The 17309-nt window shown below is 38.2% G+C and carries 13 protein-coding genes and 1 CRISPR repeat array (1 of these 14 running past the window's edge); all 13 genes read right to left on the minus strand.

Annotated elements, in window-relative coordinates; all coding sequences use genetic code 11:
* Positions 1-2811: direct repeats of the CRISPR family, unit length 33 nt; unit sequence ATTTCAATCCACGGCTCTCTCGCGAGAGCCGAC; it begins 713 nt to the left of the window's first position.
* A gap of 167 nt (positions 2812-2978) precedes the next feature.
* The 13 genes from cas2 to H0486_RS16735 all read right to left on the minus strand — a co-directional run bounded on the left by cas2 (position 2979) and on the right by H0486_RS16735 (position 16851).
* A complete protein-coding gene (cas2, locus tag H0486_RS16675) occupies positions 2979-3269 on the minus strand; it encodes a CRISPR-associated endonuclease Cas2 (protein ID WP_228354070.1) in 291 nt (96 codons plus the stop codon).
* 7 nt (positions 3270-3276) lie between these two features.
* Positions 3277-4308: a type I-C CRISPR-associated endonuclease Cas1c gene (gene cas1c / locus H0486_RS16680; RefSeq protein WP_228354071.1), complete on the minus strand. Its 1032-nt coding sequence runs from the start codon at positions 4306-4308 to the stop codon at positions 3277-3279.
* Entirely contained in the window at positions 4308-4967 is a 660-nt protein-coding gene (gene cas4 / locus H0486_RS16685) for a CRISPR-associated protein Cas4 (RefSeq protein WP_228354072.1), read from the minus strand. Before cas4 ends, cas1c begins: the two co-directional genes overlap by 1 nt.
* Entirely contained in the window at positions 4957-5805 is an 849-nt protein-coding gene (gene cas7c / locus H0486_RS16690) for a type I-C CRISPR-associated protein Cas7/Csd2 (RefSeq protein ID WP_228354073.1), read from the minus strand. Before cas7c ends, cas4 begins: the two co-directional genes overlap by 11 nt.
* Positions 5798-7672 (minus strand): type I-C CRISPR-associated protein Cas8c/Csd1, encoded by a 1875-nt coding sequence (gene cas8c, locus H0486_RS16695; RefSeq protein WP_228354464.1) that lies wholly within the window; start codon positions 7670-7672, stop codon positions 5798-5800. Before cas8c ends, cas7c begins: the two co-directional genes overlap by 8 nt.
* Positions 7656-8402, minus strand: a complete 747-nt coding sequence (gene cas5c / locus H0486_RS16700; protein WP_228354074.1) for a type I-C CRISPR-associated protein Cas5c — start codon at positions 8400-8402, stop codon at positions 7656-7658. Before cas5c ends, cas8c begins: the two co-directional genes overlap by 17 nt.
* Positions 8403-8416: 14 nt before the next feature.
* A complete protein-coding gene (cas3, locus tag H0486_RS16705) occupies positions 8417-10837 on the minus strand; it encodes a CRISPR-associated helicase Cas3' (RefSeq protein ID WP_228354075.1) in 2421 nt (806 codons plus the stop codon).
* Between the two features lie 501 nt (positions 10838-11338).
* The gene (gene trmL, locus H0486_RS16710) at positions 11339-11836 is read right to left on the minus strand and encodes a tRNA (uridine(34)/cytosine(34)/5-carboxymethylaminomethyluridine(34)-2'-O)-methyltransferase TrmL (RefSeq protein ID WP_228354076.1); all 498 of its coding nucleotides are present in this window, start codon (positions 11834-11836) and stop codon (positions 11339-11341) included.
* Positions 11837-11956: 120 nt separating this feature from the next.
* Positions 11957-12430 carry a chemotaxis protein CheX gene (locus H0486_RS16715; protein WP_228354077.1) on the minus strand — a complete coding sequence of 158 codons (474 nt, stop codon included), beginning with the start codon at positions 12428-12430 and terminating at the stop codon, positions 11957-11959.
* 86 nt (positions 12431-12516) lie between these two features.
* Positions 12517-13680, minus strand: a complete 1164-nt coding sequence (locus H0486_RS16720) for an aminotransferase class I/II-fold pyridoxal phosphate-dependent enzyme (protein ID WP_228354078.1) — start codon at positions 13678-13680, stop codon at positions 12517-12519.
* On the minus strand, positions 13677-14159 hold the full coding sequence (locus tag H0486_RS16725; RefSeq protein ID WP_228354079.1) for an Lrp/AsnC family transcriptional regulator: 483 nt from the start codon (positions 14157-14159) through the stop codon (positions 13677-13679). The genes H0486_RS16720 and H0486_RS16725 overlap by 4 nt, the downstream gene beginning before the upstream one ends.
* A 97-nt stretch (positions 14160-14256) precedes the next feature.
* Positions 14257-15240, minus strand: coding sequence for an AIR synthase family protein (locus H0486_RS16730; RefSeq protein ID WP_228354080.1), 984 nt, complete (start codon positions 15238-15240; stop codon positions 14257-14259).
* Between the two features lie 30 nt (positions 15241-15270).
* Complete coding sequence (locus tag H0486_RS16735) at positions 15271-16851, minus strand: VanW family protein (RefSeq protein WP_228354081.1); 1581 nt, start codon at positions 16849-16851, stop codon at positions 15271-15273.
* Positions 16852-17309 lie beyond the last annotated feature (458 nt).

A 17309-nucleotide genomic window follows, 5' to 3' on the forward strand; every position in this document is an offset into this window, starting at 1 on the left:
GAGTACGCCCCACTTGCTAAGAAATTTCAATCCACGGCTCTCTCGCGAGAGCCGACCAGATAAGAGCGGTCATTACCTTGTAACTTATCATATTTCAATCCACGGCTCTCTCGCGAGAGCCGACTTAGATAGATTGGAGGAATTGATATGACATTATATATTTCAATCCACGGCTCTCTCGCGAGAGCCGACGAACAGAGCTTATACAGAGAAAAAAGAGTTAAAAATTTCAATCCACGGCTCTCTCGCGAGAGCCGACAAACAATGGACTATCAAAAATTTTTAAATAACAAATTTCAATCCACGGCTCTCTCGCGAGAGCCGACATTACATAAGCAGATTAGGAAAGATAGCACAATATTTCAATCCACGGCTCTCTCGCGAGAGCCGACGACCAGAAAGAGGTTATACATCTGTGACGAGATAATTTCAATCCACGGCTCTCTCGCGAGAGCCGACCTTGTTTATCCGTATGATGGCACGGGCAACGCAACATTTCAATCCACGGCTCTCTCGCGAGAGCCGACGCCAAATATGGCTGACCTGACACTTACAATCGAGATTTCAATCCACGGCTCTCTCGCGAGAGCCGACGTATTATATCAGCAGATTAAACACACGTTATCAATTTCAATCCACGGCTCTCTCGCGAGAGCCGACTATATAACTGCTTTACACTAGCTGAAAAGTAATAATTTCAATCCACGGCTCTCTCGCGAGAGCCGACAATATTCTTTTGTTATACCATAGTTAGTGTTAAAAATTTCAATCCACGGCTCTCTCGCGAGAGCCGACCACAGCGTGGTATTAACATAGATGCGATAAATAATTTCAATCCACGGCTCTCTCGCGAGAGCCGACATGGACTTTGCCTATTATGAATTATATAACTTTTTATTTCAATCCACGGCTCTCTCGCGAGAGCCGACATTAAATCCATACAGGTACGTGTACCAGACGGAATTTCAATCCACGGCTCTCTCGCGAGAGCCGACCCCAAATGCATGGTATTACACAAGATGCAGTAAAATTTCAATCCACGGCTCTCTCGCGAGAGCCGACGCGGTTAAGCTCACAGCCCTGTAAAACTATATCATTTCAATCCACGGCTCTCTCGCGAGAGCCGACTTAAATCGTCTTGTTTCTTGCAGCTATCAACCTTATTTCAATCCACGGCTCTCTCGCGAGAGCCGACAGCAACTAATTCAGGATCAAAATCCATATTTCGGAATTTCAATCCACGGCTCTCTCGCGAGAGCCGACCGGTCTGTTGCATTACGAATGCATAGCGGAGCTATTTCAATCCACGGCTCTCTCGCGAGAGCCGACTGTTAAAATAATAAAATTAGGAGGTAATAAAAAATATTTCAATCCACGGCTCTCTCGCGAGAGCCGACTTGAATATATCTTCCGAGGACAGAGCCATTGGGATTTCAATCCACGGCTCTCTCGCGAGAGCCGACTCTGCATAGCTTTTGGATTAAGGCATAACCTATCCATTTCAATCCACGGCTCTCTCGCGAGAGCCGACATATATTGATCCATCTCCAAGATCACCATTGATTATTTCAATCCACGGCTCTCTCGCGAGAGCCGACTATGTATGTAAGATTATTATCATTATATTTATCAGATTTCAATCCACGGCTCTCTCGCGAGAGCCGACATACATTCATTTGATTTTGTTAGATCATATATCGATTTCAATCCACGGCTCTCTCGCGAGAGCCGACCAAACTGCTGGCAAACAAACACCGGCAATACCGATTTCAATCCACGGCTCTCTCGCGAGAGCCGACTTTATCAGATTGGAGAGTGATAAACGTGACAAGAGATTTCAATCCACGGCTCTCTCGCGAGAGCCGACGTTGTAATTTGCAAGTCTTTCCATTCTGAATCATCATTTCAATCCACGGCTCTCTCGCGAGAGCCGACCCGAATGCATATTGCATTTTAAATGGCGACTTAATATTTCAATCCACGGCTCTCTCGCGAGAGCCGACCATAAAGTGATAACAAGAACCTCCTTGAATATACATTTCAATCCACGGCTCTCTCGCGAGAGCCGACTTACAATTATTTTATAATGGCTAGTTGACTTTTATTTCAATCCACGGCTCTCTCGCGAGAGCCGACGATATACTTTAATCAAGATAAGATATAGTCAATTATTTCAATCCACGGCTCTCTCGCGAGAGCCGACTCCTTATTACCTCCAATTATAATATATTACCGCATATTTCAATCCACGGCTCTCTCGCGAGAGCCGACAACACATGTCTCCTCACCATGATTAACTATATCGGATTTCAATCCACGGCTCTCTCGCGAGAGCCGACGAAGAGATATATGAGATACTTGGATATAAATAAATTTCAATCCACGGCTCTCTCGCGAGAGCCGACAGTTTAATGAATACAATATATAGATGTAAAAATCATTTCAATCCACGGCTCTCTCGCGAGAGCCGACTGGAAAATCATATTTGAGTAAATCGTACGCAGAAATTTCAATCCACGGCTCTCTCGCGAGAGCCGACGTGCTTGCTTTTCTGTTATCTGTTTTCCATTGCATTCTATTTCAATCCACGGCTCTCTCGCGAGAGCCGACAATAAACCATTCAAAGTATTAGGACACTCAACAATTTCAATCCACGGCTCTCTCGCGAGAGCCGACGCTTAAAGCCTATTTATACACGCTCTAACGTGTTAATTTCAATCCACGGCTCTCTCGCGAGAGCCGACCATCTAAGCCAAATTTTAGTTTAGTAGCTAAATGATTTCAATCCACGGCTCTCTCGCGAGAGCCGACAGCAAAACTTAACAAACTCACTTATAAAGTAATATTATTTTTTGTATACGTTATACATAAATATCCATAGTATAATGTTTCATCACCTAACAAAGGTAGATTTTAATACCTATTTTCAGGTGCGAATCCTCCGGCATTATTATGTAAGCATAACATTCGCACTAACATCAAATTATTAGAGGTCCTTCCATATCAAAAGATTTTTTCGCTCCAATATGTATAATCTTACTTTTATAATTATTTCCTAAGAAGTAAAATCTCAAGCTATCCTTTTCTTTGTCGATTATTTTCTCTAATATATCTTGAAGTTCCCTACATTGTGTATAATCCATGATACATTCAAATACAGAATTTTGTACACGTTGGCCATGGTTTACACATTGTTTAGCTACCTTTCGTAGCCTTGTCTTACCTGCATTTGATTCTGTATTAACATCATATGTTATTAATACTAGCATTCTTCACCTACTTCCAAAGAAATGGAGGATATTCATCCAAATCGCCACGAATATATCTTGCTAAAAGCATAGCCTGAACAAATGGAACCATACCCCATTCAACTTTTTCATTAAGAAATGGGTGTGTTATCACTTCCTGCTTTCTGGATTGCCATGCTTTTAAAACACATTTCCGCGTGTCATCATCCATTATAATTGCACCATCTTCTTTTTGAGTAAAACCTTTTGGATTTATCTCTCTTTTATTAATCATTGATAATACAAAACGATCAGCATAAACCGCTCTCAATTCTTCCATTAAGTCAAGAGCCAAAGAAATTCTACCTGGTCGGTCAGTATGCATAAATCCAACATAGGGATCTAACCCAACTGTTTCAAGCGCACTAGCTACATTATGAGCTAGCAAAGTATATACAAAAGATAACATGGAATTTATATTATCCATCGGAGGTCTCTTATTTCTTCCACTAAATTGAAAACTATCTTTTTGTTGCAATATTAAATCGTCTAGTACGCCAAAGTATCGGTTTGCTGCAGCTCCTTCCAAGCCTCGTAATTCTTCTTTACTTTTACACTCTTTTATAAGTTCAATAGCATTTAGCAATATCTTTGACGTTTTCTTCAACTTTTCAATATCAACTCTCTGTGGATAATCTCTTGTAGCTCGTTCAAGCACACTTCTTGAATTGTATACCTTTCCAATTACTATATTTTTCGCTATCTGCAGACTATCAGTTTCATTCTCTGATATACGATATTGTGTCTTTCTCAAAATTACATTACCATGTACCTCTCCAACCACTCTGGCCATAAAATTTCCGTTTTGTGACATAAAGGTTAACGCTATGTTTCTTTCTGAACATGCTGCCATCAATGCTGGGCTTGCACCGGTATATCCAAAAGAAACAATACTCTCCAGATTGTGTAATGGCATTCGCATTAACCTTTCTTCATCTCTAAGTATCACAACATTTTCACCATCAAGCGATAAATAGGTATCCGGAGAAGTTACATACAAAGTATTTAATAATTTCTTCATTACTCCTCCTTTATTATCCCATCAATGTATTCTTTTACTGTCAATGTTTTATAAAGCTTAGGCACACATAAATCTGTTAAGGAGCAAGCTTTACATGCTTTTGATGGTTTTACCTTTGGTGTATATTGCTTATGATATAGCTCATGCATTTCCTGAAATAAACGGACTACCTTATTTCGTAATTCTTCATTAAACTCGATTTTCTGCCTGTGTCTTGTCTCTCCATAATATAGATATCCTACATCTATGTGACAAAGCATCATTTCTTCTATGCACATAGCCTGAGCACAAAGTTGTAATGCATCCATGTCATCTTCTTTAGGTTTACCATGTTTATATTCAACAGGAATCGGAAGGTAGGTTCCTTCTCTTCCGTGTATTGAAACACCATTTTTGTTCTCATGGAATTCAACCACATCACATACACCATTAATCCCAAGGATCCTTGAGTAAACAGGCATCCCACGTGATATAATAACTTTCCCTCTTTTCTCATTAAAATCGTCTTTATGGGCACTTTCATGCAATATATTACCTTCAACAGTTCTGACATTTTCTTGCCATTGCTGCTCAATATGTATCAGTGCCCATTGCCGTCGGCAAAAAGCAAAATGCTGAATTCCTGATAGCATGAGATATTCTTCTTCATTATATTCCATCATATTCTTCAGGTACTAACCCCTCCAAATCATTTCTTATAATATTATAATCTTTATAGCTTTTTGGTATTTTAACTCCCTCTTTTACCCTAAAACTAATTGTATTATGTACCTTTGCAGATGAATACTGGCCAATGGGAGAATTATGCTTCCACCAATATAATTTACATACCTCCATACTACCATCCGGTCTCGCTGAAGAACTATCATTAATAAAAAGTCCTCTTAATGCTTCTTTGATCTTTTCAGCATCTTCGTCACTGAAGCCTGTTTTGCAAGCCAACTGATGATTAATGCTTCCCTTAATTACATACATACCAAAATCTATCCTGTGCTTCATACCCATTGTATCTGAAGATTTACCCTTGTCGCTTGGCTCACTATTCACACTCTTTGTAATTTGTATGCTAGTAATATCAACTGGTGACACACTGACAGCCGGATGAATAGAAACAGGACCTCTCACACCAACGGAAACATTATTATCTTTGAATGCAAATACTTGTCCAAAGCATCTTACATCAAACCATTTCTCACATGCAGCCTTTGCATACTGTTCTTTATCCTTCAAAGCTTTTTCCAGTGGTTCATAGTTTTTAGCACGCTCACTTAAGCTTTTATACCCATCTGTGCATCGATCATCCGATTGTACAAAAATCTCTTCGCCCATATCCTGAAGACGATTTCTAATTTTTCTTTTTATACATACATCTGATATCTCACCAAAGCCTTCATAATTCTCTCTAGGACGGTTACCATTCAATGGGTCACCATTTGGATTTGCATTTTTTACTGTTACTATTACCATAAAATCAATCTTGTTTGTAAATTTACTCATTATCATTTCCCTCCTCATTTTCATCATCATTCATAGCAACATTATTTTTGTTATAAAATACACTGGATTGGCAATGAAAACCTAAAAGATACATACCATCAAGAGGATCATCTTTCTTAAACTCCTCCTTATCAAAAAGATCATATATTTCGTTTAATATCTTCTCATATTTAATTTTTTGACTATTGCTCTTTAGTTTATTAAAATATGGTTGTAGATTATCTTCAATAGTTGCCCATGTTGTAAATGGTCGATTTCTAAACTGCTGCATATATCGTTTTGCGTTTGTTTGACGTTTCTCATCTTTCTCGTATGTAAGATACTCTACACGATTGGCTACTGCTAGTAACCTTCCATATAAATAGCTTCTATCCCTTTCTTTATCATCTAATGCCATATTCCAATCCTCCACATTATATTTTCTATCTTTCTTGATCAAGGCGCAGGTCGTATTCAATACTCTCTTCCAGTTTCCCGTACTAAATGCCATAGGTCTAGATGCATTCTGAATCGCAGATCTGATTATATCCTTTGGTATGTCTCTTTTATCGAGAATACATGGCAACAATCGTTCAATTGTTGCTTTTTTTAATTCGTCCTTTACATTTAATTTTCCATTCTGTTCGGTTCCAAAGGACGCCAATACTATACTCTCAATACTAGGCGCACCAATATAAGTTGCTTTAGAGCCATCTTTTTTCCAGTATTCATGTTCCCAGATACAAGTCTCATGCCAATATTTCAATCGCTCATAGAAATCTGAGCTCTTGATTTCACGGTAATAATTGATAGAAAGTCTACCTGTTGTAGCTGCATCTACAGATATAATATGTATTGTTGCTTCAGTATCTAGAAGTCCTTTATAGCTATCTATGGTCTTATTAAATGCATTAGCGTAACTATAGCCAATATCTGTTTCACTGGTTATCCGCATCATCTTATTGGATATTCCCTGAGTACTATCCAAAATATTAGGTATAGCCTTATCGTTCTTGTCCCATACGACTAAAGAGATTCCATATCTTGTATAGCCTTGTCTTTCGATTAGCCATCTTAAGACATTATGAGCCTTCTGTGATGTCAAATATCCCACCGACAAAGCCTGTTCCTTTTTGGCAAACCGCCCCCGGTAAGTAAAGCCATACTCATCATTAGCTGAAATTAATTTTGCTTTATCTGCGGCATGCCTTACTTTAGCAGGGTGCTTATAGGAACAAGGTATTTCCTTCCCACTAACATAGCATAAATCCAGTCCTTCTTGGCTTGATAAAATATAGTCTATGTAACTGTCATAGACATCCCTGTCCTTCCATATTGCTCCTTCGTCGTAGAGATTAAAATCCTCAATACGGAAACGGACAAATAGATCTGATGCTGCTATATTCTGTACTTTCTTATGGTCATCGAGAAGTCCGTTTGGAGATAATGAAATTATTCCTTGTGACAGCAGATCGTTAATTAGGCATCCTCTTTTCAGATATTGAAATATTGCTGTTACCTTATAATGGCTCTGTTCAGAATTGCACCATTTTTCTAGTTGAGTAATGTATTGCTTATAACACACTTCTGCATTTGCTTTATTGCTATACATAGCATAATCGCCCGCAATATAAATTAACTTGTCACAAAGTGGATGTGGTGCAATGCCACTAGATCGTGTACCTGAATCCTCGGTAACAGGTATAATGGTAATTGCATCACTCTTAGGTACCTCTTCAGCACGAATGAAATTACCATGTAAGTCAACCACTACTTCGACCTGTGCGTTTTGAGTGGAGTGAGCAACTGGAAGAAGTAATGTACCATCATCCTGCTCTTTTCCTACTAAATGACTACAATTATCATAGGTTTCATAAAGTGCATTCATCCATCCCAATCAAATCACCTTCTTCCGTAAATTCATCTAAGCCAATAAAATTCCCTTCTCCAAAATGCTTCATCTTCATATCACCAACAATTCTTCTTATCGTACAGTCCTCCGGTCGAATGAATTCGATAATTCCTTTCTTCATTACTGGAGTCCAAAGCCTGATTGTCATATGACCTTTTTCTGCTTCTGTGACTGCTTCATCTGCGTAAGTAATTCCATGAAGCATCAATCCAAAGCTTAGTTCATCGATATTATCGTAGTGTCCTTTCCCACTGGAGAATTCACAGGGTTCAACATATGCTTGACATTCTCTTGTACCAAGATAAATATCCCTGCGTCCTCCTCGCTCCAGCATACGTTTTGCAATATTATGATGTTTATTCTCATTTCTGTCATTTACTAAATCAGGTCTATTTTCGTTCCATTCAAAGTGAGCTTTTACCTGATACTCTACGTCTTTCAAGTATGTATAGATTGATAGTGTATTTCCTCCAGTAAAGTTTATCGGCCGAACTCCCTGAGATTGTGTTTGAATAGGCTTAATAATCCTTACCTTATCAATGAACCATTGTATAGTAGGCTTCCAGTAAATGCTCTCACACACTCCTTTTAATGCTTGATAGGTTGGGATTTGATAAGTAAATTTCTCCCCTCCCACTCTTGTGACTGGATCTGAAAAAAGTGCATATTTTCCATAAACCTTAAATTCAATGCTATTCTCCTTCATTATCTCACCTCCTTTTAAATTAATAAAAAATTCATATCTTTATCTAATGTAATACCTGTCTCTTTTGAATAGAAACCTTCCGCAAGTGCATATATTCCATAATTTAATAACGGTTTAATGCATTGCATAGTGCACAACTGTTCATAGTCTTGTTGAAAAATATTTATCGTATAGTTTTGTACTCTCTTTATCGCACTTTTTACTTCTTCCATAGATGAATTCCCATTAAGAATATTGATTAATTCAACTGCTTCTTCATTATATGGAACTATAATATCTTTTGTATTATTCACAATCACTTCAAATTCTTCTCCAGCAGTCTTGAAAGCCTGATTTAGTATCATCTTAGGATATTTTCTTGAGTTAGTATAATAAGCTTTGATTCCTGTTTCATTCGATGAAAGAAGATCAAGTAGGTTTGTATTTCGATCTTTAATTCGATAATTCATTTCTTTATTGATTTCCTTAAAATATCTTTTATAGAAATTATCCATAGCCGAAGGAGACAGCAAGTCTCCAGAAAAATACTCCGGTTCTTCTTCATATTTTCTTAGTATGGGTTTCAAGGCGTTCTGAGCATTTATAATCTCCGGCAATCTACTTAAATTCTCATCTGCAGAGTTAATAATAATTGCAATTCCTTCATCCAATTCTCCATTTCGATTGCACCTTCCTGCTGCCTGTGCAATATTATCTAGACCAGCTAACGACCGTATTACATACTGGAATGATATATCAACACCCGCCTCTATTAAGCTTGTACTAATGCAAATAATCTTTTCATTATTTCTGAGCTTGTCTCTTATCTCATAAATAAAATCCAATCTGTGCTGTGGACACATATTATTAGTTAATAAAATGACTTTCGCTTTGTCCTTCTGTGGTAAATGATCGTTCCAATCCCTAACAGCATGATATAACATGGTTGCTGCTTTCTTCGTATTCATAATTATTAATACATTTCTTGAATGTTCCATTATTTCAGAAATTATTCCAGACAAACCTGCTGCATCATATCCTACTGGTCTGGTTTTATCCATAACCTTCACCCGTCTGAATTGATTAAATACTTCTTCAACATCATTTATTATACTTCTGGGTTTTCCCATAAGAAGCTTGTAATTCACCTCTCTCTCCAAAGGTGGTTGAGTCGCCGAACACAAAATAATGGTAGCCCCACAGGCATATGATAAAAAATTAATTACCAAATTAAAGGTATGGATGCATTTAGCTGGAATGCTTTGAATCTCATCAAAAATAACAATGGCATTGGTAAGGTTATGCATTCGTCGGATACATTGAGTTCTTCCGTCGAATAAGGTATTAAGCATTTGAACCATTGTAGTAAGAATTATCGGGCAGTCCCAATTCTCAGTCAGATGTTTCCACACCTCGGATTCATCTTCTGATTCTATTATGATATTAGAATGATGTTCAAGTATAATGTCATCACGATTAAAAATATGCTTTATAACATCTGCGTTTTGATCCAAAATACTCATATATGGAGCTACATATATTATTCGTTCCGTATTCATCTTCCTTGCATGATTTAGCGCATATCTTAAGGAGGCCAATGTTTTACCTCCACCAGTTGGAACCATCAATTGATAAATTCCCTTAGGATTATTTGAAAAAGCATAACATTCTTCGGATATCCTCTTTCGATACAAAGAAATTTTATCGGTATTTTTAAACTCACTCAATTTATTTTCGAGTTTGCTGATAAGTTCATCCCACAACCTACTATAATATTCATCGTCTGCTTCGTTAACTACCCCTCTGTCACCACAGAAAATAGCTGTATCTAAGCGATCTGCATCAATCAGTTGAGATAAAAGTATTCTTTGTAAGCATCCGTAATAAAAGTCCTGAGCGACATCTCTTTCCTTCTCATTATCACACTCTTTTATTAATTTCTTGATAATGCAAGTAATACGCTCCACCTCATCCACAGCATTTTCAAATCTTTGATCAAGTTCATCCAAGCTAATCACAGATTCGATAAAGTTATTCTTTGCCTCTTCATACTCAATCTGCTCTTTATTCGATAGCTTGAGATCAATAACTTCTTTACCCTCCGGTGTAATTACATCAAAAAGTCCATGATGACTAAATATGGCGTCAATAAGTAGCTGAGCTGTAAGTTTATGTAACTCGTCTCCCTTATAGTAACGTTCAAAAACAAAGATTGCTCCAGCGCCTGCATGATTTACTGAACCTCGTTTGGCATTTTTTTTATCTTTAATCGCAGTCTCCAGATACACTTCAAAAGTTTTTGTGTATTTCCCCATGTCATGTAATATTCCTGAAATATAGGCCAAGTTACGTAATTGTATTTTCTCCCCGAAGTTCTCAGCAAACTTTGCCGTTCCATGGCAATGTTCTTTTATTGTTTGCTTATCACCAGTTATAGGATGGATATGTGCTATCATTTTTTACCCCTTCCGCAGATCTTTATCTATTTATTACTTTATCATCTTAGTATTCCATTCCATGGTATTATTTCTAAAATTAACATAATATTTACAACAAAATTATACTCTTAATTTTATAATTTTACAAATATATGCTTTTTAAATCCATTTTTTATTAATTTTATATAAAAAAGAACCCCCCGAGGAACGATACCCTGTGCTTGTGAAACATCCTGCCAAAATCGTAATTGTACTTAGCTGTCTGGAATGAAGAAAATAAATGTACCGCACATAAAGGAAAATCCGCCATGGATGGCGGATTTAGGTGCAGAGGACATGGATGTCCATATGCACCGGCCTGTAACATTTATAAAAATGAGACCTCATTTATTTTCTTAATTTCAGACTGCTTAGTACAATCGATTTTTAGCAGCGTTTCACAAGCACAGGGTATCGTTTCCTCGAGGGGGTTCTCCCTTTGTCGCTACCTTGAACAGCCACTTAAATGTATAGCGAACTTTATGCTTCGTCCCAGCTATGGCGGTGCAACTGTCCCTCCATTCGCATTCCTTCAAAGTTGTTCTGCCGAAGTGCTTCATACAGAATAATGGCCACTGAATTAGCAAGGTTCAGGGAACGAATATCCCCAACCATGGGAATACGAACCGTATTCTGTTTGTTCGCAAGCAAAAGCTCCTCCGGAATTCCCGCACTTTCTTTTCCGAACATAATGTAGCAGTCCGGATCATATTCAACCTGAGTATAGGCATGCTGCGCCTTCGTTGTTGCCATAAATATCTTAGCCTTCGGATTTTTCTCAAGAAATTCCTGATAATTCTTATATACGGACACGTCCAGGTCCTTCCAATAGTCCAGACCCGCGCGTCGAAGCTCCTTCTCATCAATACGAAAACCTAATGGCTCTATCAGGTGTAATCTTGTTCCTGTTGCGACACAGGTTCTTCCTATATTACCGGTATTAGCTGGTATTTCCGGTTCCAAAAGTACCACGTTCATTGATTAATCATTCCTTTCCATTAACCTCAACCATATCGTTCCTAGCATTACGCCAACTAAATGAATAATACGGTTAAAAGAATATATGCTTTTTATTTGAAGACAAAGAAAAAAGGTGATTTAATCACCTTTTATCGCTATATTGATTTCGATTATTTTAGCATCCGTATCATATACCAAAGGTATGCAAATATTAGATGTATAAGTATGAGATAAGGACATCGTCCCATTTGCTATTGTAGGAGGGGTTATATCTATGGCAATTCCTTTTGTGGAAAAAACAGTTGCGGTATTACCCATAATCATGTTTCCTAACTCACATATTGCACTTTTTGCTAGATCATCCATTTCTGTAATGGGCATACCCATCATTTTTGAGGATATATCACATGCAACTTTATGTTCAAATGCGATCAATGCCTGCCCACGCATTTCTCCCGTAAAACCTATCATAATAATGATTGTATTGGTAAAAAACGCCGGATCTTTTATATATGGTTTGCCAACCTTTGCATCTATGAAACACATTTCCTTTAATATCTTAGTTGAAGCTACCAAAAACGGATTAATGTGTTCAACATTTATACCGGCCATTCAATTCACCTCCTATGTATCCTTTTAGTATTTTAACACAGGTAGAATCATCTTTTCAACAAAAAACGTATTAATTAGTATGATTACTACTTTTTGTACTTCGTGACAAATCTTTCGATTCGTTCCAACGCAATCTTCAGATTTTCTATGGAATAAGCATAGGATATTCGGAGATAACCTTCACCACAATCACCAAAGGCAGTTCCCGGTACTACCGCCACCTTTTCTTCCTGCAAGAGTTTTGTCGCAAACTCTTCAGAAGTCATTCCAAGGCTTTTGATACAGGGAAATACGTAAAATGCTCCAAATGGCTCGAAGCATTCCAGGCCCATGTTTCTTAAAGCATGAATTACATATCTTCTTCGCTTATCATATGCATCTCGCATGAATTCTACATCTACATCGCCATTCTTTACGGCCTCAATTCCTGCATACTGACTCGTAGTAGGCGCACACATTATAGCAAACTGATGAATCTTGGTCATTTGCTCTATTACGATAGCTGGACCAACTGCATAGCCGAGCCTCCATCCAGTCATTGCATAGGACTTTGAAAAGCCGTTGATAACAATGGTTCTTTCCTTCATCCCCGGAAACGAAGCAATTGATACGTGCTTTGATCCATAAGTCAGTTCCGAATAGATTTCATCGGATATTACAATAATGTCTTTATCTATGATTACATCAACGATTGCCTTCAAATCATCATAATTCATAATGGCACCTGTTGGGTTATTAGGGTATGCCAGAATTAACACTTTAGTTTTATCCGTAATGGATTCTAAAAGCTGTTCCTTCGTTAATTTAAATTCGTTCTCACCCTTTAACTCAATGACTACCGGAACCCCTCCTGCCAGTATGGTACAGGGATGATAGGAGACATAACAGGGCTGGGGAATTAACACCTCGTCACCCGGCTCCAGCATGGCACGTAAGGCAATATCAATTGCTTCACTTCCACCTACTGTAATGAGTGTCTCTTTATTATAATCATATTCCAAATCAAATCTTCTTTTTAAGTAATTGCATATTTCGATTTTTAACTCTTTTAATCCAGCATTGGAGGTATAAAAGGTCTTTCCCTTTTCCAGTGAATAAATACCTTCTTCTCGAATATGCCAAGGAGTATCAAAGTCAGGTTCGCCAACTCCCAGAGAAATTGCATCCTTCATTTCACTCACGATATCGAAGAATTTACGAATACCGGAGGGCTTAATATCAACAACTGTTTTAGATAGTGGATTTCTCAAGGGATAATCAGCATCCTTTCATCGTGCTTGGTTTGTATAAGTGGTAAACCATGCTCTTTATACTTTTTCAATACAAAGTGAGTCGCTGTGCTCAGAATGGCATCCATTGGAGCCAGCTTCTCCGATACAAAATTGGCAACCTCTCTCATGGTTCTGCCTTCAATGATAACCGTTAAATCAAAGCCCCCAGACATGAGATAAACGGATTGTACCTCGTCAAACTGATAAATACGTTCCGCAATCTTATCAAAGCCCAAACCTCGCTGGGGAGTTACCTTTACTTCAATCAGCGCGGTAACCCTCTCGCAATGCACCTTATCCCAATTAATTAACGTAGGATAACCGCAAATAATAGCCTCATCCTCCATTTGCTTCACGATACTGGTTATTTCCTCTTCCGTAGAGCCAAGCATTATCGCTAAATCTGTGGCGGACAATTTACTGTTCTTATCCAATGCATTCAAGATTTGTTCTCTCATCTTATCCTCCATCTGCGTGCTATATACAATGAGATAACTGTGCAAGAGGCACGCCAATATACTAACCAATTCTATTAATAACTAATTCCACATGATTCTACATCACTTTATATAACTCGTCACTCTTCGGTGGTTCCAGGAAACGCCTCTCCTCTTCATTTATAATGATACGATCATTTCCTTGTGTAATCCTTCCGATGACAGCTGCCGGAATTCCTTCCGCCTTCAGACAATCCACTAAGTAATTAGCCTGATCGGTTATGATCAGCATACAGCCACTGGAAATCAGCATATAAGGATTCAGATCATAGAATTCGCAGATTTCAACGGTTTCCTGTCTGAGTAAAATCTTCCTTAAATCAACCTCAAGTCCTACCTTAGAAGCAGCCCCGATTTCCCATAGCGCGCCAAATATTCCTCCTTCAGTTACATCATGCATTGAGGTTACACCAACTGATCGGGCAATCTTCGAATCCGGAACAACCGATATATGTTCTATCATCCTTTTCGCACCATTGATAAAGTCGGCTGAATACTTAGATCGAAGTTCTTCCTCCTTAGCCGCAGCAATAATCGCTGTGCCTTCCAGTCCTGCCCATTTTGTCATAACGATTTCTTGCCCAGGTTTGGCACCAGCAGTTTTAATCATACTATCACGCTTTATTTTTCCAACTCCAGTGACAGTTACAATCGGTTGATTAACTGCTTTAGTAATCTCTGTATGCCCACCGATCACTTCCAGATTGAGCTGCTTACAAACGGTTTCAATATCACTCATCATGCCTCGAAGCTCTGCTTCCTCAAAACCATCCGGTAACAGAATCGTGAGCATGATACCAATAACCTCCGCACCATTTGATGCAATATCATTAGCAGTGATATGAACTGCCAGCGTACCAATGTCCTTAACTGTTCCGGTTATTGGATCCGTAGAGATGACCAGAGCTTCATCCTCAGCTATAGCTAGTACGCTGCAATCCTCACCAATGGCTGGGCCTACTAATACCTCATCCCTTCGATGCGCTATTTGATTCAATACAGATCTTTTCAGAACTGTTTCGGGTATTTTACCAAGGTTCATTCTTTATCTCCATATCACTTAACTTCCGTATTACTCTTCCACTTCCTCGTCCCAGGCCGGATCCCATACATCGGATTGAAGCTGATCATCGGGATTTGCTGCATTCCCTGAGTTATTCTGGCCTCCGTCGGTATCATCAACCTCTTCTGGAACTAATTCGTCTACCTGAGGCTCTTTCTTTTTGTCTTTGTCCTTTTTATCTTTTTTGTCCTTTTTATCCTTCTTATCATCCTTCTCGTCCTCTGGCTTCTCTTCTTCCTCTTCCTTTGTTCCTACCGTAATATATCTTGGCGCTGCATTATACGTACTCGTGTTAACCAGCTCTCTGCTAACCTCTTTGCCATTCACATATACTACTTTATATAATTCAGCTTTGTAACCAGTATGAGCAGACTGCGTTACCTTCTTATAAGTTGTCGGAAGAGTCGGATCCTCTGTAATCTTATCTGCTGGTGGAGGAGTAGATGACTTAATAACGCTTACATACTCAATCTTGCGATTTTCTACATCACGAGTTTCACAGCCCCATATTTTAAATGTAATTTTTCTATTATAAGTAGATCCTTCGATTACAATCGGTACCTCTGTATTGTTTCTGAACTTAAAGTCCTTATAAGTTCCTGCAATGGCGGCATCTCTTGATAAATCAACATAACTGATGGTCATAGAGTGTGGCTGTCTTTCCACTACTTCTAATTCAGATGCCAGAACCGCATTATACAGGGTTGTTGTTACCTGGCATGCACCACCACCCACGCTATCTATTACTCTTCCTTCCAGATATGCACCTGCCAGGAAATAGCCATTTTCAGCGGTAAATGGTGTTAAATGTTCATATGCAGAAAATACTTCTCCAGGATATAGAACTGTATTGTTAATTAATCTTGCTCCATTTGCCAGATTACCTGCTCTTGAAGAAGATGAGCTAGAGAAATCCGTAGTATAAGAACCTAATAGATCCTTACATTTCTCTACATCCTCTCTGGTGTAAGTCGGCATATCTTCAGTATATACAGCATCGATGACAATATCCTTGTGATCCCAGTTAAGGATTGCTGACTTTATACTTTCTAGCGTTTGATTCTCGTCTATTTTTTTCCCAACAACATGATCTGTGTAAATAAATTCTCCATCCTTACGGGTTACGGTGGCATCAACTGGAGCCACATTAAACTGGCTCAGGTTTTCGCTTATGAAGCTTTTTATCTTACTATCATCAACCGTATAGGTAATAGGGAAAACAACATTACCATGCTCAATGTCCTTCAAGTCCTTATACTGTTTAATTAAGTTACCTGTTTTGCCCAGTGCCAGAGCCTGAACAATTGCATCATTCTCATCCCCTGAATACCCTAATTCGCCAAGGGTAACAGTAGCTGTATTTTCTCCGGCATTAATTGTGATGACTTGATTGCCCAGCTCTTTAATGTAATTATCGATGGCTGCTTTTGCTTCGTTCCCGGTCATATTGCTGACATCCACTTCATCTATAAATACACCCTTGCATATCCTATTATCTTCCTCTGCAGATGCATATGTCGCTCTTCCCGCAAATAAAATGGATAATGATAATAAAAATACAGCGGTTATTATATTTCCCTTTTTAAACATACATATCCTCCTATTCCTCTTTCTATTGATAATCTTCGTCCTACTAAACCTATATATTCTATATAACTTCTTCCTATTGTAACATAAACCTTGGATTATTCAAGATTTTCTTTATACTTGATTCATTGACTTTTATACAGTTATTATGTATATTGAATTTACGATGTTTGGATAAAACATCGATTAACTTAAATAAAAATACCGATTAACGCAGTTAATAACATTGAAATGATTATGAAAACGATAATAACGGTAGATATGATTTTCTGTGTTTTTTTATTGCGAAAATTCACTGAATTTGCGCCTCCTTTCATGAAAGAAGTATAATTTAGGTAATTGGAAAACTTAAATAATTGCGGCCATTGTGTATACAGCGGATATATATTCCGAAGCAAACCATAGCGGAAGGAGCGGGTTTGCGCAGGAATATTTATCTGCTGTATACACAATTAAGTTTC

It is taken from the genome of Variimorphobacter saccharofermentans (assembly GCF_014174405.1).
GTDB classification, from domain to species: domain Bacteria; phylum Bacillota; class Clostridia; order Lachnospirales; family Lachnospiraceae; genus Mobilitalea; species Mobilitalea saccharofermentans.